Genomic DNA, 20,285 nt, shown 5'->3' with positions numbered 1-20,285 from the left:
TGCCTGCTCATTGACGCAGTCGAATATAAAGAAAAAGTACTGGCACAAATGCTCGGATTGTCACCCCACGACAATTCCTTGACGCTGCGCAACACAATCGGTGGCTGATCATGCTATTAAAGCCACCGATCTTGATCAAAGAAAATCAGTGTCCACCGTGACCGATAGGCTTTCTGACATTCATTTCCAAGGTTCCCGTTGCGGGCGCGGCCGGCTTGCCCGAACCCTGCCCCCGCACCGGTTCCGGCAAGGCGCCCGTCCATTCGTAGGCCAGCGTGCCTTTCGGGTGCCGGTACCAGCCCGGATCGCGGTAATCGCCCGGTTTTTGATCCTTGCGCACCTTGACGGTGGTAAACATGCCGCCCATGCCGATCACGCCGAACGGCCCATCGCCGGCCATCATCGGCAAGGTATTGTCGGGGATCGGCATCTGCATCTCGCCCATGTCGGCCATGCCGCGCTCGCCCATCACCATATAGCCGGGCACCAGCTGGTTGATTTTCGCCGCCACGCCCTGGTGGTCGACGCCGATCATGGTCGGCACGTCGTGGCCCATGGCGTTCATCGTATGGTGCGATTTATGGCAATGGAAAGCCCAGTCGCCGGGGTCGGTGGCAATGAATTCCACGGCGCGCATCTGGCCTACCGCCACGTCGGTGGTCACTTCGGGCCAGCGCGATTCGGGCCGGGTCCAGCCGCCGTCGGTACCCGTCACTTCGAATTCATGGCCATGCATGTGGATCGGGTGATTCGTCATGGTCAGGTTGCCCACGCGCACGCGCACCTTGTCGCCCTGGCGCACCACCATCGGATCGATGCCGGGAAACACGCGGCTGTTGAAGGTGAACAGGTTGAAGTCGTTCATGGTCATGATCTTCGGCGTGTAGCTGCCCGGATCGATGTCATAGTTACTCAGCAAAAAGACGAAGTCGCGGTCCACCTTCATGAAGTTCGGGTCTTTCGGATGGGTGACCCAGAAACCCATCATGCCCATCGCCATCTGCGTCATTTCATCGGCATGCGGGTGGTACATGAAGGTGCCGGGACGCCTTGCAACGAATTCATAGACGAAAGTCTTGCCTGGCGCGATGCCGGGCTGGGTCAGGCCCGTCACGCCATCCATGCCATTGGGCAAACGCTGGCCATGCCAGTGTACGCTGGTATGTTCCGGCAATTTATTGGTGACAAAAATGCGCACGCGGTCGCCCTCCACCACTTCGATGGTCGGACCCGGAGATTGGCCGTTATAGCCCCACAGATTGGCCATCATGCCGGGCGCCAGTTCGCGCACGACGGGCTCGGCCACCAGATGGAATTCCTTGACGTTGTTGTTCATGCGCCAGGGCAAGGACCAGCCGTTCAGGGTGACCACCGGATTGTAGGGCCGGCCATTCGGCGGCGGTGGCGGCGCCTGGGTCCCGGCACCGGCCATGCTGGCCGCTTCGGGCAGGGAAGCGGCGCCAACCCGGCTGACGGCCGCCGCACCGAGGGCGACGGCGCCCGCGTTCATGAAAAAATTTCTACGTGTAATCATCATTATTCCTTTGTCGCTACGCCGCTGCCATTGATGGCCGACTGCAATTCGGTTTGCGCGATCCAGAAGTCGCGCTGGGTTTCGATGGCGCCATTGACACTGGCCACCTGTTCGCGGGCGTCCGACAGCAGTTCGAACACGCTGGCCAGCATGCCGTTGTAGCGCAGCAGCACTTCGTGTGAAATCGTCTTGCGCAGCGGCACCACCTCGTCGCGGTAATGGCGCGCCAGGTCGTAGGCGGTGCGGTAGCTGGAATACGCCTCGCGCACTTGCGAGCGGGCATTGATCGCGGTGCCGGCCGTGCGCTGCAGCGCCTGCTCATAGACGGCTTGCGCGCGCGCGTGGCGGGCCGTGCCCCAGTCGAACAGCGGCAGTTCCAGCGCCACCTCGTAGCCGTTTTCGCGCGGTGCGCTACTGGTGCTCTTGTTGGTGTAGCCGACGCCCAGCACGTTGACAAAGCGCGTCACGTTCGACAGGCCCAGCGCGCTGGCGGTCGCTTGCGCGTCGAGTTTGCTCATCTGCACGTCGAGCCGCTGCTCCATCGCCTGCGCTTCGATATTGCCGGCCTCTTCCGCCTTGGCCGGCAAGTCCGGCAGCCGGTCGGGCAGGATAAACGCTGTTTGCCGGCCCCACAGGCCCAGCAAGCGCGTCAGGCGTTCGCGCGCGGCGCCGGCCTGGTGACGCGCGCGCGCCAGGTCGCTGACCGCATCGGCGTAAAACACCTGCTGGCGCACCTGGTCAAGCCGGCTCCAGTTGCCTGCCTGTTGCATGCGCGTGGCCAGCTGGGCGCCGGCCTCTGCCGACACCAGCGCGCGCTGCATGAACTGCTCGGTCTGCACGGCGGCCACCGCCGTGAAATACGCGCGGCGTGTTTCGCTGGCCAGTTGCACGGCACTGCCGGCCGCCTGCAGCTTGGCCTGCTCGAAACGGCCGCGCTCGATCTTCACGCGCATCGGCATCGTCAGCAAGCCGGCCAGATCAAAAGTGACGCCGCGGTCGATTTCCCGGCCTTCGCTGCCGTGCGAACGGCCGAACGACAGGCCGGGATTGCGCAGGCGGCCGGACTGCACCAGGTCGGCTTCGGAAGCGCCGAGCGCGGCCAGGTCGGCTTTCAGGCCCCGGTTATTCATCAGCGCGATGCGCACGGCGCTGTCGGCATCGAGGGGCCGGGCCAGCAGGGGCGCCAGGCGGTCTTCGCCATTGCCTGGCGACAAGGCGGCTGGCGCGCCGCTACGGGCGTCGGTGAGCGCGGCGACATCGCGCAGGCCGCCATCGGGGCTGAAGCTGGTGCAACCGGCCAGCAGCAAGGCGGCCGCCAGCGGCGTGAAACGTAAAAAAGGACGGAAGCTGGCCATGTCAGTGCCCCTGGTGTTCATGATGCGGCTCGGCTGGGCCCGCGGGCACTGCAGGCATCTTCATCGGCATTTTATGGTCTTTCATCATATGGCCCATATGGCCGCCGGCCTCGCCCACTTTCCGGTTGACGGCGCGCCAGGTCTGGTCGGGCGTGGCCTCGTCTTCGGCGGCGGGCTGATAGGTATCAACAGCGGACTGGTAGACGATGGACGGCACGGATGCCTGCGCATCGTGCGGTGCGGGCGCAGGGGCTTGGACCTGCGCATGGGCGGCCAGCGGCAGGCACGCGGCCAGGGCCAGGCTGAACAATTGCTTCATGGTTAATCTCGGTAACAGGACGGTCGTGCGGCATGGGCACGGAAATAAAACACTGGCGCAGGGAAACTCCCTGCCAGGTTCACGGGCGGTCAGGCGGAGCGGGGGCTTCTGGGAGGACGTTCGGGCCCGGATGGTATATGGCCGGCAAACAGCAGCGGCATCGCGCCCGGCGGCTGTGGCGTGCCCGGCCTCAAGGGATGCAGCGCGGCCATCGGTGGCGGCGCCGTGGCGCCCACGGTGCAGGCGCCATGGTTGCCGCAATCATGGCCATGGCCCATGTCCATGACTTTGCCGGCATGGTTTTCCATATCGGCCATCGAGTGGCAATGCGGCGCCTCTTGCTGTGTCATCTGCATCGACACCGCCGCGGCGGGCTGTTGCCAGCAACAGCTGCGCATGGCCGCGGCAAAACCCTGCAAGGGCAGCGCGGCGACCAGCAGCCAGAGCAGCGAGCGGACGAGGTGATGATGGAAGACACGGTTCATGGCAGCATGATAAACCTTGACATGGGAGGAAGGTCAAGCGCTTACGCCGGCTGGGCCAGCCAGATGGTCCAGGTGCCAAAATAGCCCTGCCCTTCCAGCACGATCTCGCCCTCCGCGAAATGCACTTTCCGCAGCGCGTTGACGGTGAAGTAACGCCGCCCGTCGGCGCCGCGCGGGTCGCCGCTGCGGCGCGGACGGTACAGTTGCGCGCCGCAGCGCAGGGCGATGGCGTCGAGCAGGTCGCGGTACAGATAATCGACCAGCAATTCGGCCAGCAGCGGCTGGTGATGCGCCAGCATGGCGGCCAGGCCGGGGTAGCCGGCGTCGCGCAAGTGCGGCAGGTCGGACTCGTCCAGCACGGCATCGTCTTCGCGGCAGGTCTGCACGAACTCGTCGCAGGCCTCGCCGACCAGGCTGTCGAGCATGCCGGACGGCAGGCGCAGGCGAAACGGCCGCAAGGGCAGTTCGCTGCGCTGGCCATACCCCATGTCGCGGCAACCGAGCCAGCGCGGGTCGAACGGCTGGCCGTCCACCTCGCAGCGGATGTTCAGCTGGTTCATGCGTGGCGCACCAGGGTGTCCTTGACGCCGACACAATTGCGCCCGCGCTCCTTGGCCACGTACAGTGCCGCGTCGGCGCCCAGCAGGATCGAGGCGCTGTCGCGGTCCTGCTCGCTGGACGAAATCACGCCCAGCGAGACAGTCACGGAACCGGCGCCCGGGATCTCGGCCTCGGCGACCCGCGCGCGCAGGCGTTCGGCCACCTGCAAGGCGATATCCAGGCTGGCGTCGGGCAACAGCATGATGAATTCATCGCCGCCGTTGCGGCACAGCACGTCGGCGTCGCGCGAACAGGTGCGCATCAGGTGGGCCAGGCGCTGGATCACGGCGTCACCCACGGCGTGGCCGCAGCGGTCATTGACCTGCTTGAAATGGTCGATATCGATGGCGATCACGGAAAATGGCCGCAGCTGCGCTTGCCACGCTTCCAGCGCGGCCGCCATGCCGCGCCGGTTGGCCAGCCCGGTCAACGGGTCGGTCTGCACGTCGGACTTCAGTTTGCCGATCTTTTTCTGCAGCAAGGACATGCCCAGGAGCAAGGCACGCTTGATCTGCGCCGCTTCCAGGTACCACACGCCGATGCGGCCGATACGCTCGGCCATGCCGGGCGCATCCATGCGGCTGGCACCTTCGGCCAGTTGCACCAGTGGCCGCGAAATGAGGCGCGCGAGCCACCAGATCAGTGGCAGGCTCAGCAAGGCGATTGGCAGGGTATGCCAGAAGGTATTGAGCATCAGCTGGTTCAATGGCGCCAGGGTGGCCAAGGTCGGGCGCTGCGCCACGATGCCCCAGCCTGTCGACGGCAGCACGGCGTAGCCGGCCAGCATGTCGACGCCCAGCGTATTGACCGTGCTGCCGCTGCCACTTTCGCCGCGCACGATGGCGTCGATCACCACATTGGCGCCGGCGGTGGCACCGAGCCGGCCGGGATCGGGGTGGTACAGCAGGCGCCGCCGCTGGTCGACCACGTACAGGTAGGAGCCGTCGCGGTAATAATGCTGGCCCAGCAGGCTCGACAGGATATTTTTCTGCTTCAGGTAAATCGAGCCGCCGACATAGCCCAGGTAGTTTCCACTGGCGTCAAAGATCGGATGCGAGATGAAGATCAGCAGGTTGCCAACCGACGATAAATACGGTTTGCTGATCAGAGGGCGGCGCTCGCGCAGCGCCTGGCGTGCGCCTTCGGATGCCAGCTGGGTGTTCTGCACCGACAAGGTTTCCGGCGAAACAGCAATCACCACGCCCTTGGCGTTGACGATGAGAACCGAGTTGAAACTGTTGGTCTGGCCACGCAGGCGTTCGGCCTCGGCCGTCAGGGCGGCCGCGTCGTCAAACCGGCGTGCCAGCAGCCCGGCGCTGTACGCCAGTTGCTGGCGCGTCGACTGCAAAAAATCCTCGGTGCTGCCGGCCAGCTTGTGCGCATATGCCTGGTTCGCTTCCAGCGTGGTATCGATCAGCAACTGCCGCTGCACGCGATAGGCGGCGTAAAAGGTATTGGCCAGCGCGAGAATGGCGCTGGCGAACGCCACCAGCACGATCAGGCGGCGCAGGTTGATGCGCAAGGGCAACTTGGGGTGATGCGGCATGAGGAGGACGCGCCTGAAAATGACGCATTATACATATCTATAGAGCAACAAACGTCAGTGGCAACCGTTTATTGCCAGCGATATCGAAACGCGTCAAGTTCAGGCTAAGGCGTGCTCAAGCGTGGATCGCGTGCTTTTGTACCCACGACACATACTGCTTCATCCAGGCCTGGAAAAAGCCCAAGCTGGCTTCACCGATATTGCCGTTTTCATCGAACAGGCCTTCCTTGGCCTGGATAAACATTTCCGGCTGGCCCAGCAGTGGCACGTCGAGGTAGGCCAGCACATTGCGCAGATGCTGCTGCGCCAGCGCGGTGCCGATGGCGCCCACCGACACGCCGAGCACGGCGCCCGGCTTGCCGCCCCACACGCTCTGGCCGTAAGGGCGCGAGGCGTGGTCGATGGCGTTTTTCAGCACGCCGGGAATCGAGCGGTTGTATTCGGGAGTGATGAACAGCAGGGCCTGCGCATCGGCGATCTCGGTTTTCAGGCGCATTACTTGCGGGGCCTGCGCGCCGTCGTCGTCCTGGTTGTACAGCGGCAGGTCGCCGATCTCGATATGCTTGAATGAAAATTCAGGTGGCGCCAGCTTGACGATGGCGTCCGCCAGCTGGCGGTTGAAGGAATCCTTGCGCAGGCTGCCGACGATAATTGCAACTTGGTATTGACTCATGTAAATCCCCCTGTGATGGTTAAAGAAAAGGCCTGTGGTGATGTTCACGACAGGCCTATCTTGCCACACAAATATCACAGGCGTCTGCACGCCAGAAGATCAGTTGGAGCCTTCTGCCAACCCGGTATATACACGGAAATACCGTCCACCGAGATTGGTCAGCACTTCATAGCCGATAGTGTGGGCCATGGCGGCCACCGCATCGACCGGGTGCTCCGGGCAGATCAGGTCGACCAGCTGGCCCGGCGCCACCCGCTCGCCATCGATGTTGCTGACGTCGAGCGTGATCGAATCCATGGAAATGGCGCCGATCTGCGGCACCTTGACCCCATCGATCACGGCCACGCCCTGGTTGCTCATGCTGCGCAGCCAGCCGTCGGCGTAACCGACGGACACCGTGGCCACCACGCAAGGGCCGGTGGCCGTGTAGCGGCAGCTGTAGCCAACATGGTCGCCGGCATTGATGCTGCGCGTCTGGATCACCTTGCCTTGCAGGCGCACGACAGATTGCAGCGGGTTCGGTTCGCCCGCCTGCGGCGTGATGCCGTACAAGGCCGCGCCGGGGCGCACCAGGTCGAAATGATAGTCCGGCGACAGGAATACGCCCGAGGAATTGGCCAGGCTGCAGCGATACTGCGGCAAGCGCGCGCGGATCTCGAGGAAACGCGCCAGTTGCTGGGCGTTGGCCGGGTGGTAGCGCTCGTCGGCGCAGGCCAGGTGGCTCATCAGGTACAGCACCTTGATGCCGTCGAGAAAATGCACATCCGCCAGCCAGCCATCGATTTCCTGCGGCGACATGCCCATGCGCGACATGCCCGTATCGACCTGCACGATGGCGTCGAGCTCGCGGTCGAGTGCTGCGGCATGGGCGCGCCAGCCGGCCACCTGCGCTTCGCTGTTCAGCACAGGTATCAGGCCATGGCGCGTGAATTCGCCCTCCGTGCCGACTGGCGGGCCGTGCAAGACAAAAATGGCCGCGTCCGGCGCCACGTACGGACGCAGGCTGATGCCCTCTTCCAGGTGGGCCACAAAAAAATGCCGGCAGCCTTCTTCATGCAGGGCAGCGGCCACCTGCGCCGCACCGAGCCCATACGCGTCCGATTTCACCACCGCCGAACAGGCGGCCGGTTGCGCACGCTCGCGCAGCAGCCGGTAATTGGCGCGCACGGCGTCGATATCGATGGTAAGGATGGCGCCGCTGCGCTCTTTTGCCGTTACATTGTTCATCTTGGACATCTGGAATTACGCCTCCGCATAGTGCAGCTTGCCATGCTGCTCCCCGCCATTGTAGCGGGCCACGGACAGGTCGTCGGCGCGGATCGCCGGCTGTTTCGACGACATCAGGTCGGCCAGCAACTGGGCCGAACCACAGGACATGGTCCAGCCCAGGGTGCCGTGGCCCGTGTTCAGGTACAGATTGCGCAGCGGCGTGCGGCCGACGATCGGCGTGCCGTCCGGCGTCATCGGCCGCAAGCCGGTCCAGAAGGTGGCCTCGCTTGTATTGCCGCCGCCCGGGAACAAGTCGTTGACCACCATTTCCAGGGTTTCGCGGCGGCGCGGGTTCAGGCGCAGGTCGTAGCCGGCGATCTCGGCCATGCCGCCGACACGGATGCGGTCGTCGAAACGCGTCACCGCAATCTTGTAGGTCTCGTCGAGGATGGTCGAGACGGGCGCCTTGGCCGCGTTGACGATGGGCACGGTAATCGAATAGCCCTTGAGCGGATACACGGGGATGCCGAGCAAGGGATTGAGCAAGGAGGTCGAATAGGAACCGAGCGCCACCACATAGGCGTCGGCCTTGACCACTTCGCCGCCGCACTGCACGCCGGCAATGTTTTCGCCCTGCGTCAGCAGCGCGTCGATCGACACGCCATAGCGGAACTGCACGCCCAGGTTGACGGCCATTTCGGCCAGGCGTGTAGTAAACAACTGGCAGTCGCCGGTTTCATCGTTGGGCAGGCGCAGGCCGCCGAACAATTTGTCCTTGACAGCCTCCAGGGCCGGTTCGGCGCGCGACAATTGATCGCGCTGCAACACCTCGAACGGCACGCCGGCGTCGCGCAGCACGTCGATATCCTTGGCAGCGTCGTTGTACTGCTTTTCGGTACGGAACAATTGCATCGTGCCCTGCTGGCGGCCTTCGTAAGTGATGCCGGCTTCAGAGCGCAATACCTTGAAGCAATCGCGGCTGTACTCGGCCAGGCGCACCATGCGCTCCTTGTTGACGGCATACGCCTCGGGGGTGCAGTTGCGCAGCATCTGCCACATCCATTTCAGCTGCGACATGCTGCCGTCGAGCGAGATCGACAAAGGCGCGTGGCGCTGCATCATCCATTTCACGGCCTTCAGGGGAATGCCTGGCGCCGCCCACGGCGAAGCGTAACCAGGAGAAATTTGCCCGGCATTGGCGAAGCTGGTTTCCAGTGCCGGCCCCGGCTGGCGGTCGATGACGGTCACGTCATGCCCTGCCCGGGCCAGATAGTAAGCACTGGTGACGCCGATGACGCCGCTACCCAGAATCACGATACGCATAATTTCCTCTATTTATTTTAGGGCAGATTGCCAGATTTACCGCTATGATATTGCCAAGTCCCCAGTATATGTTCACGTATAAATCGAGATATTCAGCAAATAATCATAAAATCCATGAGAATTCTTAAAGAATCATCACGCGGCTTGGACAAGCTGGACCGGCATATCCTGCGCATCCTGCAACAGGACGGCCGCATCTCGATGAAAGACCTGGGCGAACAGGTGGGGTTGTCGATCACGCCGTGCATCGAACGGGTCAAGCGCATGGAGCGCGATGGCGTCATCACCGGCTACCACGCCAAGGTCAATCCAGCCGCGCTGGGCGCCAAACTGCTGGTCTTTGTCGAGATTACGCTCAATCAGAAATCGGCATCGGCCTTCGAGCAATTTCGCCGCGAAGTGCTGCAGATTCCCGAGGTGCAGGAATGCCACCTGGTATCGGGCGATTTCGACTACCTGATCAAGGCGCGCATCCATGAAATGGCGGAATACCGCAAATTGCTGGGCGACATGCTGTTGCAGCTGCCAGGCGCGGCGCAATCGAAAAGCTATGTGGTGATGGAAGAAATCAAGGAAACCCTGGCGGTCTCGACCGAAGTGCTGCAGGGCCGCTGAAGGTAGCGCTTTCCAGTACCGTCGGCATCGTTTCATGCGCCTTTGTATATTCATGTAGCAGAACGTTACAAACGCAAGCACACTCCCCCTCGACATCACGCCCGTCCCCTCTGAGATTGGAAGCAGTGATGCGCACCGGGACTACTGCTATGAATAATTTTTTAAAACTGGCGTTTTCTTGCCTCGCAGGCCTCAGCATGGCCATGTGCACCGCCAGCGAATATACCGTCAACCGCGCGCCCGCCAACGGCGCCATCTACCAGAACATTACCGTCGGCAAGACCACCCGCCTCGACCTCGACGCGGCCCTGGGCAGCGCCACGGTGGTCAGTTTCGACCCCGGCTATGAAGTCTGGGTCTACAAGAACCAGCTGCAAGCGCCGTCCGCCAGCCGCTACCTGCCTTTGCCGGGCACCAAGGGCACGCGCGAAGTGGCCGTGATGTTCGACCGCGCCGGGGTGGTCAGGAAATTCCGCATCCACGAACCGCGCAAATAAGCAGTTGTCCGCCGTAACACCGGCCGCTGCGTTACAGTGGCGTTTTATCTCCCTGTAGCGTTATGCAACTACCTGCCAACCTCCATTTCATCTCGCTGGACAAGGACTGGCAACACGGCAAGTCCTATCCGCCACTCGGTTTCATGCCCTTTTCCGAATCCGCCCTGGGCAATGGCGACAGCTTCGGCCTGTACTGGCCGATCGGCCGCGAAGCGAAGGAACCGATCGTGGTCGAGACCTGGCACGACGAATGGCGCATCCAGCCGCACTTTTCCAGCCTGGCGGCATTCCTGAAGGCGCACGCCCAGCTGGACGAAGACGACGAAGATGGCGGCTATGTCGATACGCCGACGCTCGCCGACGACCCCGCTTCACCACGCGCTTCCTTTCTGGCAGCCAAGGAGCTGATCGCGCAGCAAGATAGCGCCGGGGCCATTGCCCTGCTGGAAGCGACGCTGCTCATCCTGCCCGAATATACCGACGCGCTGGTGGCACTGCACGGCCAATATGTGCGCGCGGGAAGAATCGACGAGGCAGTGAAAGTGGCAATCCAGGCCATTATTTCGCCGCCATCGTTTGGCGGTCCGCCACTGAAAGCCTTGCATTGGCTGCGCCAGCAAACGCAGAGCGGGACGGAGCACGACCCGATCTGGCGCCAGTGCGCACAGCTGTCGTTCAACTTTGGCGGCAGCAAGGAAAACGCCGACTACCCGCTGCTGTCCGCCGCCATCGACACTTATCTTGAACAAGGCAATCTGCGCTCCGCCTCGACCCTGATGCAAACCTATGCGGAACTGATGAGCGCGGAAACCGTATCGTTTCAAGAACGCTACGGCTTCGACCAGGCCGCGTTCATCGCGCGCCAGATCGCCGTCGGCGCGCAGCTGGCCGAGGGCGGGCGCGATCCGGCCAGGCTGTGGAAAGTTCAGTCCGTCTGAGTAATACAGGCACCTTGCTGGCGGAACTGCTTGCGGTAGGCCGACGGCGAGGTCTGCAGGCTGGCGCGAAAATGCTGGCGTAGCGACAGGGCCGTGCCAAAACCGGCTGAGTGCGCCACCATGTCGATAGCGACGTCACTTTTTTCCAGCAGGCCCTGGGCGTGCGCCAGGCGCTGGGCCAGCAGCCATTGCTTGAACGAGGTACCGGTCGCCTGGCGAAAATGACGGGTAAAATTGCGCCGGCTCATGGCGGCCCGTTCCGCCAGCGCATCGATGCCGTGCACGGCATGTAAATGCGCGCCCACATGGGCGAGCACGTCGGCAAAGCGTCCTTCACTGCTAGATACCGGCAGCGGCCGCTCGATAAATTGCGCCTGGCCGCCCTGCCGGTGCGGCGCCACCAGCAGCCGGCGCGCCACGCGGTTGGCCAGCTCGGCGCCGACCAGCTGGCGCAGCAGATATAAACAGCAATCGAGGCCGGCGGCCACGCCAGCGGACGTCAGCACCTCGCCATCGTCGACATACAACATTTCCCGCTCGACCATCACCCGCGGATGGCGCGCCGCCAGGATCGCCGCCATACCCCAGTGGGTGGCGGCCCGCTTGCCATCGAGCAGCCCCGCCTGCGCCAGCGGAAACGCGCCCAGGCACAGGCCCACCATACGCGCCCCGCGCCGGTGGGCGCCCTGCAGCGCCGCGACCAGGGCACCCGGCGCGGCGCGGCAATCGTCATGCCAGGACGGCATGATGACGATATCGGCCGTCTCAAGCAGCGACAGGTCATGCTCGGGCACGATGGCAAAGCCGGCCGCCGTGGGCAACGGCGCGGCAATGGCGGCGCAGACCCTGACCACGAACTGTGGCGCTTCGGCTTCGTCGAAACGGGTGCCGAACACCAGGCAGGGCACGGACAGGTGGAATGGCGTGATGCCTTCATAGGCGATCACGGCAACTTCGAGGGGACGGGTGGCGGAAAGTGCAAGCATGGCCCGATTATATCGCAGACAGGCCTTCAGGCCACTATCCGTACAATGCGGCACGGGCCAGAATAAGCACACTGTCCACCTTGAAAGGAAACCCCATGTCCAATACAACCCCGCGCCGCGCCCTGCTGGTCATCGACGTCCAGAACGAATATTTCACGGGCCAGCTGCGGATCGAATATCCACCGGTCGACATTTCCCTGCCCAATATCACGGCCGCCATGCAGGCCGCCCGCTCTGCCGGCGTACCCGTGATCGTTGTGCAGCACGACGCGCCGCAAGGTTCGCCCGTGTTTGCCAAGGGCAGCGACAGCTGGCAGTTGCATCCGCAAGTGGCCGCCATCGCGGCCGACCATCATGTCCACAAAGCCATGGGCAGCGCCTTTGCCGGCACGGATTTGCGCGAGTGGCTCTCTGGCAAGAACATCGATACGCTGACCATCGTCGGCTACATGACGCACAATTGCGACGCAGCCACCATCTACCAGGCATCGCACGATGGCCTCGCCGTGGAATTCCTGTCTGACGCCAGCGGTTCCCTGCCCTACGCCAATGCGGCCGGCCAGGCCAGCGCCGAGGAAATCCACCGTGTCTACAGCACTGTATTTCATTCAAACTTTGCCGCCGTGGCCAGCACGGCCGACTGGCTCAAGGCTGTCGAACTAGGCCAGCCATTGGAAAAGGACAATATTTATCTGTCCAACCAGCGCGCGGCAAAAAAGGACGCTGGCGTATGATGCAGCGCTGATATCCTCACCCTTGCCGACCATCCATGCTCAGATTCATCAATCGCCTTGTCCTTCTTGCCCTCGGGGCTTTCATGCTGGCGTCCATCGCCCTCGTCGTGGCAGGACTCAACGACAAGCCGGGCCAGGCCCAGCTGATCGTAGTGCCAGGCAATACGATCGCGCCTGACGGCACGCCAAGTCCGCGTCTGCAAGCGAGGCTCGATGCGGCCATCAGGCTGTTCAGGGAAGGCCGCGCGCCGCGCATCTTCGTCAGTGGCGGTACGGGCAAGGAAGGCTTTGATGAAGCGGCGTCGATGGCGGCCTATCTGCGGCGCAAGGGCGTGCCAGCGGCTGCCATTATCGAGGACAATCAGGGCTGGACCACGGGCGCGACTGCCGCCAACGCGGCGGCGTATCTGCGTGCGCAGGGGCAAACCACGGCTATCGTTGCCACACAGTATTTCCATGTGCCGCGCTTCGAACTGGCAATGGCGCGCCAGGGCGTGGACGTGGCCGGCCACGCGCATGCGCGCTACGTTGAACTGCGCGACCTGTACTCGATTCCGCGCGAAACCGTGGCTTATCTGCTGTATTACTTCAGGGGATGATGGCATGACGCAGCTATTTGATTTGCAACGCTTTATCGATGCGCAGCAAGCCATGTACGAAACGGCGCGCGCCGAACTGCGGGCCGGCCACAAGCGCACGCACTGGATGTGGTACATCTTTCCGCAAATAGCCGGCCTTGGCCGCAGCGATACGGCGCGCCGCTTTGCGCTGTCCGGCATCGACGAAGCGCAGGCCTACCTGGCGCATCCGCTGCTGGGCGAGCGGCTGGAAGAATGTTGCCGGATATTGGCGGCCACCGAAGGCCGCACGGCCAGCCAGATTTTCGGCTATCCCGATGATCTGAAACTGCATTCGTCGCTGACCTTGTTTGCGCAGGCCGCGCCCGGGCAGCCGCTGTTTAACGCCTGCCTGGCGCGGTATTTCAATGGCCAGCGCGACCCGGCCACGCTCGAACTGCTTTGACTCACTCGCTCCAGTCGCGCGAACGCTCGACCGCACGTTGCCATTTGTGCAGGCGCGTCAAGCGCTCGTCATCGGCCATTTTCGGCTCGAACCGGCGCGCCACCCGCCATTGTGACGCGATTTCATCGAGCGAACTCCAGAAATCCACGGCCAGGCCGGCCAGGTAGGCCGCGCCCAGCGCCGTGGTTTCCGTCACCACGGGCCGCACCACCGGCACGTTCAGAATATCGGACTGGAACTGCATCAGCATGTCGTTGCGGGCCGCGCCGCCGTCGACGCGCAACTCACTGAGCGCAATGCCGGCGTCATCGCGCATCGCCGACAGCACGTCGACGTTCTGGTATGCCACGCCCTCGAGCGCCGCGCGCGCGATATGCGCCTTGCCGGTGCCGCGCGTGATGCCGATCAGGGTGCCGCGCGCATACGGGTCCCAGTACGGCGCACCCAGGCCGGCAAACGCCGGCACGAAGACCAGGCCGCCGGTGTCGGGCACGCTGGTGGCCAGCGCTTCGACTTCGGAGGAATGCTGGATGATGCCCAGGCCGTCGCGCATCCATTGCACGGCGGCACCGGCAACAAACGCGCTGCCTTCAAGCAGGTAATCGGTACTGTCAGGGCCGTCACCGAGGCGCCAGCCAACCGTGCTCAGCAAACGGTTTTTCGATGGCAGCGGCTTCTTGCCGACATTCATCAGCATGAAGCAGCCGGTGCCATAGGTATTTTTCGCCATGCCCGACTTCAGACAGGCCTGGCCAAAGGTGGCTGCCTGCTGGTCACCGGCGATGCCGGCGATCGGCAAGGACACGCCCAGCAGCTCGGCATGCGTGTGCACGGCCACGCCGCTCGACGGCACCACCTGCGGCAGCAACGAGGCGGGAATATCGAGCAGCGCCAGCAGGTCCGCATCCCATTGCAGGGTATGGATATTGAACAGCATGGTGCGCGAGGCGTTGCTGGTGTCGGTCAGGTGGGCACCGGAGAGCTTCCAGATCAGCCAGCTGTCGACCGTGCCGAAAGCCAGCTCGCCGCGTTCGGCCCGCGCGCGCGCGCCGGGCACGTTGTCGAGCAGCCATTTGAGTTTGGTGGCGGAAAAATACGCGTCCAGCACCAGCCCGGTCTTTTGCTGGATCAGTCCGGCCTTGCCTTCTGCCAGCAATTGCTCGCAGAAAGCGGCGTTGCGGCGGTCCTGCCAGACGATGGCGTTGGCTACCGGCTGGCCCGTGGCGCGGTCCCACAGCACGGTGGTTTCGCGCTGGTTGGCCACGCCGATGGCGGCCACGTCAGTCGCGGCCACGCCGCTGTCGCGCATGACCTGGTGCATCGCGTTCAGCTGCGATTCCCAGATCTCGTTCGCGTCGTGTTCTACCCAGCCCGGCTGCGGAAAAATCTGCCGGAATTCACCCTGGGCGCAGGCATGCAGATGGCCGGCATGGTCAAACAGGATGGCGCGCGAACTGGTGGTGCCCTGGTCTAAAGCGAGTATGTATTTAGTCATTGTCTGCTACTACAAAAAAACCGGTAAAAACAGGCGCAAGCAGCGTGTGCTTGCGCCCTCATGACAGCGCGGCAGTTTACCTTACCTTGCCTTCCTTCCAGGCTTGCAGCAATTTATCGTAGGCGATGGTCTCTCCTTTTGGTTTTTCATTGGCCAGCTTCTTCCACGGCGCGTGCTGGTCCGACAGATACTGGTTCGGGTCGCCCTTGGCGTTCAGCTTCGGCGCGCAGGCCTTCATGCCAGCGCGCTGCAGGCGCGCCATGACCTGGTCCATTTCCTCGGCCAGGTTGTCCATTGCGGCCTGCGGCGATTTTTCGCCGGTAATCGCGGTGGCGACGTTCTTCCACCACAGCTGCGCCAGCTTCGGATAATCGGGCACATTGTTGCCGGTCGGCGTCCAGGCCACGCGGGCCGGGCTGCGGTAGAACTCGACCAGGCCACCGTATTCATTGGCATGCTTGGTGAAATACTCGTGGCGAATATCGGAATCACGAATGAAGGTCACGCCAACGATGGATTTTTTCAGCGACACCGTTTTCGACGTGACGAACTGCGCGTACAGCCAGGCGGCGGCCTTGCGGTCGTCCGGCGTCGACTTGAACAGGAACCAGGAACCGACGTCCTGGTAGCCGTTCTGCATGCCGTCCTTCCAGTACGGGCCATGCGGCGACGGCGCCATGCGCCATTTCGGCGTGCCGTCCTTGTTTACCACCGGCAAGCCCGGTTTCACCATGCCGGCCGTAAAGGCCGTGTACCAGAAGATCTGCTGGGCAATTTCACCTTGGGCCGGCACCGGGCCGGACTCGGAGAAATTCATGCCGTTCGCCTGCGGCGGCGCGTATTTCTTCATCCAGTCGATATATTTGGTCAGCGCAAACACGGCCGCCGGCGAATTGGTGGCGCCGCCGCGCGACATCGAGGCGCCGACCGGCGTGCACTTGTCGGCTGCCACCTTGATGCCCCATTCATCGATCGGCATGCCGTTTGGAATGCCCTTGTCGGCAGCGCCAGCCATCGACAGCCAGGCATCGGTAAAGCGCCAGCCCAGCGACGGATCTTTCTTGCCGTAATCCATGTGGCCATACACCTTCTTGCCGTCGATTTCTTTCACGTCATTGGTAAAGAATTCGGCGATGTCTTCATAGGCGGACCAGTTCTGCGGCACGCCCAGCTCATAGCCGTACTTGGCCTTGAACTTGGCCTGCAGGTCCTTGCGCGCGAACCAGTCGGCGCGGAACCAGTACAGGTTGGCGAACTGCTGGTCGGGCAACTGATACACCTTGCCGTCCGGCGCGGTGGTAAAACTGATGCCGATAAAGTCCTTCAGGTCGAGGCCCGGATTGGTAAATTCCTTGCCCTTGGCCGCCATATAGTCGGACAGCGGTTCGACCGCGCCATAGCGGTAGTGGGTGCCGATCAGGTCGGAGTCGGAGATCCAGCCGTCATAGATGCTCTTGCCGGACTGCATGGACGTTTGCAGCTTTTCCACTACATCGCCTTCCTGGATGATGTCGTGGCGCACCTTGATGCCGGTGATTTCCTCGAACGCCTTGGCCAGCGTCTTCGATTCGTAGACGTGGGTGTCGATGGTTTCCGACACCACGGAAATTTCCTTGATGCCTTTGGCTTTGAGCTTGGCGGCGGCGTCGATAAACCATTTCATTTCCTCCATCTGCTGCTGCTTGCTCAGGCTCGACGGCTGGAATTCCTTGTCGATCCAGGTTTGCGCCTGTTTGACGTCGGCCAGCGCCGCGCCCGACATCAACAGCGCGGCTGCCGCCGCAACTACCGTAAACTGCAATTTCATCGTGATTCTCCTTTATAGTTGTCATCCGGCCGGTCGCACCAGCCAGCGCCTTTATCTACGACTACTTCTACGACTTATCCCCAACGCATTACTACCAACAACAGTACAAAACTGATCGCCGCTCCTATCGTTTGTTGAAATTCAGTAAAACCGGCCCAGGCCAGGTTGACATAGGCCGCCGCCAGCAAGCCGACAAACAGGCGGTCGCCGCGCGTGGTCGGCATCGGCAAAAAACCTTTTCGTTCGATGCTCGGTGAACGAATCTGCCAGATCGTCATGCCGGCCAGCATCAAGCCTATGCAAATAAAGAACACCGCCACTTCCGGCGTCCACGCCATCCAGCCGAACAGGCTGGTTGTGCTGTCGCTATTGTTTTCCATCTCAGACCCTTCCCATGGCAAAGCCCTTGGCGATGTAATGGCGCACGAACCAGATCACCAGCGCGCCGGGCACGATGGTCAGCACACCGGCGGCCGCCAACACGCCCCAGTCCATGCCGGCCGCCGACACCGTGCGCGTCATGGTGGCAGCGATCGGCTTGGCGTTGACTGACGTCAAGGTGCGCGCCAGCAGCAGTTCCACCCAGCTGAACATGAAGCAAAAGAAAGCCGTCACGCCCACGCCCGACTTGATCATCGGCAGGAATATCCGGATAAAGAAGCGCGGAAAGCTGTAGCCGTCGATATACGCCGTCTCGTCGATTTCCTTCGGCACGCCCGACATGAAGCCCTCCAGTATCCATACGGCCAGCGGCACGTTGAACACCATGTGCGCGAGCGCCACGGCCAAATGGGTGTCCATCAGGCCCACGGTCGAGTACAGCTGGAAGAACGGCACCAGGAACACGGCCGGCGGCGTCATGCGGTTGGTCAGCAGCCAGAAAAACAAGTGCTTGTCGCCGACAAAGTTGTACCGCGAAAAAGCATACGCGGCCGGCAAGGCGACGGTGACCGACAGCACCATGTTCAGCGCCACATAGATCATCGAATTGATATAGCCGCTGTACCACGATGGGTCGGTAAAGATGGTGTGGTAGTTGGAGAACGTCAGTTGCTGCGGCCACAGGCTCAGCACGCCAACGATTTCCTCGTTGGTTTTCAAGGACATGTTCAGCATCCAGTAGATCGGCAGCATGGAAGCGAACAGAAAGGCGACCAGTACCAGGCTCTTGAGTTTATGCTGCATCATTTCTGGTCTCCCGTGCCAACGCGTTGCATCCAGGTGTACAGCACGAAGCAGAACAGCAGGATGATCAGGAAGTAAATCAGCGAGAAGGCCGAGGCCGGTCCCAGGTCGAACTGCCCCACGGCTTTTTGCGTCAGGTATTGCGACAAGAAGGTAGTGGCATTGCCCGGCCCGCCGCCGGTCAGCACGAACGGTTCCGTATAGATCATGAAGCTGTCCATAAAGCGCAGCAACACGGCGATCATCAGGACATTGCGCAGTTTCGGCAGTTGGATATAGCGGAACACGGCCAGGCGCGAGGCGCCATCGATGCGCGCCGCCTGATAATAGGCGTCGGGAATCGCGCGCAGACCCGCATAGCACAGCAAGGCCACCAGCGGCGTCCAGTGCCAGATATCCATCACCATCACGGTCAGCCAGGCGTCAAGCGAATTGCCGTTGTAGTTGTAGTTGATGCCCAGCGAATTGAGTGTATAGCCCATCAGGCCGATATCGCCACGGCCGAAGATCTGCCAGATGGTACCGACCACGTTCCAGGGGATCAATAGCGGCAGCGCGATCAACACCAGCGCGAGCGAGGCCTTCCAGCCATCGGCCGGCATGCACAGGGCAATCAATATGCCCAGCGGAATCTGGATCGCCAGCACCGAACCGGAGAACAGCAGCTGGCGCAGCAAGGCGCTGTGCAGGTCGCCATCGAGCATGACCATGCGGAACCATTCGGTGCCGACAAAGACTTTTTGCGTCGGGCTCAAAATATCCTGCACGGAATAATTAATCACCGTCATCAACGGCAAAATCGCGGAAAACGCCACGCACAGCAGCACGGGCAGGATCAAAAACCAAGCGCGGTTGTTATCGGTCTTCATTCAGGCCACCCGTTTGTCGTTGAGGTAGTACAAGGTGCGCTCGCGCGGAAAGCGCAGCCGCACGGACTGGCCTGCGGCAGCGTCGATGGCGCGCAATTTCGCCGCCACCGTTACCGCGCCCAGCTGGAATTCGGCCAGGTAGTGCGTGCCCATATTGCGCACGGCCAATACGGTGGCGGCCAGGCTATCGTCGCCAGCCTGGCCCGCAGCGATGCATTCGACAAATTCGGGCCGCACGCCCAGGGTGATCTTGCCTTGCGCACCAAGCAGGGCCGCGCGCGCTGGCTCCGACAGGGCCAGGGACTGGCCAGCGATGCGCGCCTGGCCATCCTCTACGCTGCATTCCAGCAAATTCATGCCCGGGTTGCCGATAAAGTAGCCGACAAACGTATGCTCGGGCGCTTCGAACAGCGCCTGCGCACTGCCCGTCTGCACCACTTCGCCTTGCGTCATCACCACCACCTGGTCGGCAAAGGTCAGCGCTTCGACCTGGTCGTGGGTGACGTAGATCAGGGAGAGTTTCAGTTCGTGGTGGATTTCCTTGAGTTTCCTGCGCAGCAGCCATTTCAGGTGCGGATCGATTACCGTCAGCGGCTCGTCGAACAGCACCGCTGCCACGTCGGGGCGCACCAGGCCGCGGCCCAGCGAAATCTTTTGCTTGGCATCGACCGACAGGCCGCTCGCGCGCATTTTCAGGTCGCCGGACAGTTCCAGCATCTGCGCCACCTGCTGCACGCGTTTTTTCACGTCCGCTTCCTTCCAGCCGCGATTGCGCAGCGGGAACGCCAGATTGTCGTGCACGGTCATGGTGTCGTAGATGACGGGAAACTGGAACACCTGCGCGATATTCCTTGCTTCGGTGGGCAATTGGGTCACGTCCTTGCCGTCAAACAACACCTTGCCATGCGAGGGTTTCACCAGGCCGGAAATAATATTGAGCAAGGTGGTCTTGCCGCAGCCGGACGGCCCCAGCAAGGCATAGGCGCCGCCATCCTGCCAGCTCATGCTCATCGGACGCAGTGCATAGTCGGTGGGCGCGGAAGGGTTCGGTTTGTAGGCGTGCGCCAGGTCAACCAGTTCGATGCGCGCCAT

Annotated in this window: 22 protein-coding genes; 6 read left to right on the top strand and 16 right to left on the bottom strand. The window is 62.4% G+C overall.

Annotation, left to right across the window (positions count from 1 at the left end):
* Positions 1 to 145: 145 nt before the first annotated feature.
* The 9 genes from AC0Z42_RS27495 to AC0Z42_RS27455 form a co-directional block, all read right to left on the bottom strand.
* Positions 146 to 1,534, bottom strand: a complete 1,389-nt coding sequence (locus tag AC0Z42_RS27495; RefSeq protein ID WP_485471256.1) for a multicopper oxidase family protein — start codon at positions 1,532 to 1,534, stop codon at positions 146 to 148.
* A 2-nt stretch (positions 1,535 to 1,536) separates the two neighbouring features.
* Positions 1,537 to 2,889 carry a TolC family protein gene (locus tag AC0Z42_RS27490; RefSeq protein ID WP_485471255.1) on the bottom strand — a complete coding sequence of 451 codons (1,353 nt, stop codon included), beginning with the start codon at positions 2,887 to 2,889 and terminating at the stop codon, positions 1,537 to 1,539.
* 1 nt (position 2,890) lies between these two features.
* Positions 2,891 to 3,208, bottom strand: coding sequence for a hypothetical protein (locus AC0Z42_RS27485; protein ID WP_485471244.1), 318 nt, complete (start codon positions 3,206 to 3,208; stop codon positions 2,891 to 2,893).
* Positions 3,209 to 3,297: 89 nt separating this feature from the next.
* A complete protein-coding gene (locus tag AC0Z42_RS27480) occupies positions 3,298 to 3,693 on the bottom strand; it encodes a hypothetical protein (protein ID WP_485471243.1) in 396 nt (131 codons plus the stop codon).
* A 41-nt stretch (positions 3,694 to 3,734) separates the two neighbouring features.
* Positions 3,735 to 4,253: a hypothetical protein gene (locus tag AC0Z42_RS27475; protein ID WP_485471242.1), complete on the bottom strand. Its 519-nt coding sequence runs from the start codon at positions 4,251 to 4,253 to the stop codon at positions 3,735 to 3,737.
* Positions 4,250 to 5,839: a sensor domain-containing diguanylate cyclase gene (locus AC0Z42_RS27470; RefSeq protein WP_485471241.1), complete on the bottom strand. Its 1,590-nt coding sequence runs from the start codon at positions 5,837 to 5,839 to the stop codon at positions 4,250 to 4,252. Before AC0Z42_RS27470 ends, AC0Z42_RS27475 begins: the two co-directional genes overlap by 4 nt.
* Before the next feature lie 115 nt (positions 5,840 to 5,954).
* Positions 5,955 to 6,512 (bottom strand): NADPH-dependent FMN reductase, encoded by a 558-nt coding sequence (locus tag AC0Z42_RS27465; RefSeq protein WP_485471240.1) that lies wholly within the window; start codon positions 6,510 to 6,512, stop codon positions 5,955 to 5,957.
* A gap of 99 nt (positions 6,513 to 6,611) precedes the next feature.
* Positions 6,612 to 7,748 carry an alanine racemase gene (gene alr, locus AC0Z42_RS27460; RefSeq protein ID WP_485471239.1) on the bottom strand — a complete coding sequence of 379 codons (1,137 nt, stop codon included), beginning with the start codon at positions 7,746 to 7,748 and terminating at the stop codon, positions 6,612 to 6,614.
* A 6-nt stretch (positions 7,749 to 7,754) separates the two neighbouring features.
* Positions 7,755 to 9,044 (bottom strand): D-amino acid dehydrogenase, encoded by a 1,290-nt coding sequence (locus AC0Z42_RS27455; RefSeq protein WP_485471238.1) that lies wholly within the window; start codon positions 9,042 to 9,044, stop codon positions 7,755 to 7,757.
* A 114-nt stretch (positions 9,045 to 9,158) separates the two neighbouring features.
* Between AC0Z42_RS27455 and AC0Z42_RS27450 the strand changes: the two genes are divergently transcribed.
* From AC0Z42_RS27450 to AC0Z42_RS27440, 3 genes are all read left to right on the top strand, one after another.
* On the top strand, positions 9,159 to 9,659 hold the full coding sequence (locus AC0Z42_RS27450; protein ID WP_065308736.1) for an Lrp/AsnC ligand binding domain-containing protein: 501 nt from the start codon (positions 9,159 to 9,161) through the stop codon (positions 9,657 to 9,659).
* A gap of 197 nt (positions 9,660 to 9,856) precedes the next feature.
* Complete coding sequence (locus tag AC0Z42_RS27445) at positions 9,857 to 10,156, top strand: hypothetical protein (protein ID WP_485471237.1); 300 nt, start codon at positions 9,857 to 9,859, stop codon at positions 10,154 to 10,156.
* A gap of 62 nt (positions 10,157 to 10,218) precedes the next feature.
* The gene (locus tag AC0Z42_RS27440; protein ID WP_485471236.1) at positions 10,219 to 11,094 is read left to right on the top strand and encodes a tetratricopeptide repeat protein; all 876 of its coding nucleotides are present in this window, start codon (positions 10,219 to 10,221) and stop codon (positions 11,092 to 11,094) included.
* Here AC0Z42_RS27440 and AC0Z42_RS27435 read toward each other — a convergent pair.
* A complete protein-coding gene (locus AC0Z42_RS27435) occupies positions 11,082 to 12,080 on the bottom strand; it encodes a GlxA family transcriptional regulator (RefSeq protein WP_485471235.1) in 999 nt (332 codons plus the stop codon). The two genes, AC0Z42_RS27440 and AC0Z42_RS27435, sit on opposite strands and share 13 nt — an antisense overlap.
* Positions 12,081 to 12,175: 95 nt before the next feature.
* Here AC0Z42_RS27435 and AC0Z42_RS27430 point away from each other — a divergent pair, with 95 nt between their 5' ends.
* The 3 genes from AC0Z42_RS27430 (at position 12,176) to AC0Z42_RS27420 (ending at position 13,837) form a co-directional block, all read left to right on the top strand.
* Complete coding sequence (locus tag AC0Z42_RS27430) at positions 12,176 to 12,814, top strand: cysteine hydrolase family protein (RefSeq protein WP_485471234.1); 639 nt, start codon at positions 12,176 to 12,178, stop codon at positions 12,812 to 12,814.
* An 83-nt stretch (positions 12,815 to 12,897) separates the two neighbouring features.
* Positions 12,898 to 13,413, top strand: coding sequence for a YdcF family protein (locus AC0Z42_RS27425; protein WP_485471233.1), 516 nt, complete (start codon positions 12,898 to 12,900; stop codon positions 13,411 to 13,413).
* Positions 13,414 to 13,417: 4 nt separating this feature from the next.
* The gene (locus tag AC0Z42_RS27420) at positions 13,418 to 13,837 is read left to right on the top strand and encodes a DUF1810 domain-containing protein (protein WP_485471232.1); all 420 of its coding nucleotides are present in this window, start codon (positions 13,418 to 13,420) and stop codon (positions 13,835 to 13,837) included.
* 1 nt (position 13,838) lies between these two features.
* On the opposite strand, the gene glpK is transcribed toward AC0Z42_RS27420, so the two are convergent.
* From glpK to AC0Z42_RS27390, 6 genes are all read right to left on the bottom strand, one after another.
* Positions 13,839 to 15,332 (bottom strand): glycerol kinase GlpK, encoded by a 1,494-nt coding sequence (gene glpK / locus AC0Z42_RS27415; RefSeq protein ID WP_485471231.1) that lies wholly within the window; start codon positions 15,330 to 15,332, stop codon positions 13,839 to 13,841.
* Positions 15,333 to 15,408: 76 nt separating this feature from the next.
* Entirely contained in the window at positions 15,409 to 17,139 is a 1,731-nt protein-coding gene (locus AC0Z42_RS27410) for an ABC transporter substrate-binding protein (protein ID WP_485471230.1), read from the bottom strand.
* A gap of 74 nt (positions 17,140 to 17,213) precedes the next feature.
* Complete coding sequence (locus AC0Z42_RS27405) at positions 17,214 to 17,489, bottom strand: DUF2160 domain-containing protein (RefSeq protein WP_065308916.1); 276 nt, start codon at positions 17,487 to 17,489, stop codon at positions 17,214 to 17,216.
* 31 nt (positions 17,490 to 17,520) lie between these two features.
* The gene (locus AC0Z42_RS27400; protein WP_485471229.1) at positions 17,521 to 18,327 is read right to left on the bottom strand and encodes a carbohydrate ABC transporter permease; all 807 of its coding nucleotides are present in this window, start codon (positions 18,325 to 18,327) and stop codon (positions 17,521 to 17,523) included.
* Positions 18,324 to 19,193, bottom strand: a complete 870-nt coding sequence (locus AC0Z42_RS27395; protein WP_312440117.1) for a carbohydrate ABC transporter permease — start codon at positions 19,191 to 19,193, stop codon at positions 18,324 to 18,326. The genes AC0Z42_RS27400 and AC0Z42_RS27395 overlap by 4 nt, the downstream gene beginning before the upstream one ends.
* Complete coding sequence (locus AC0Z42_RS27390) at positions 19,194 to 20,285, bottom strand: ABC transporter ATP-binding protein (RefSeq protein WP_485471228.1); 1,092 nt, start codon at positions 20,283 to 20,285, stop codon at positions 19,194 to 19,196.

This window comes from Janthinobacterium sp. 1L-D-8-B-C4, assembly GCF_057291295.1.
The sequence above is the reverse complement of the archived record's forward strand: the minus strand, read 5'-3'. Positions and strand labels throughout refer to the sequence as shown.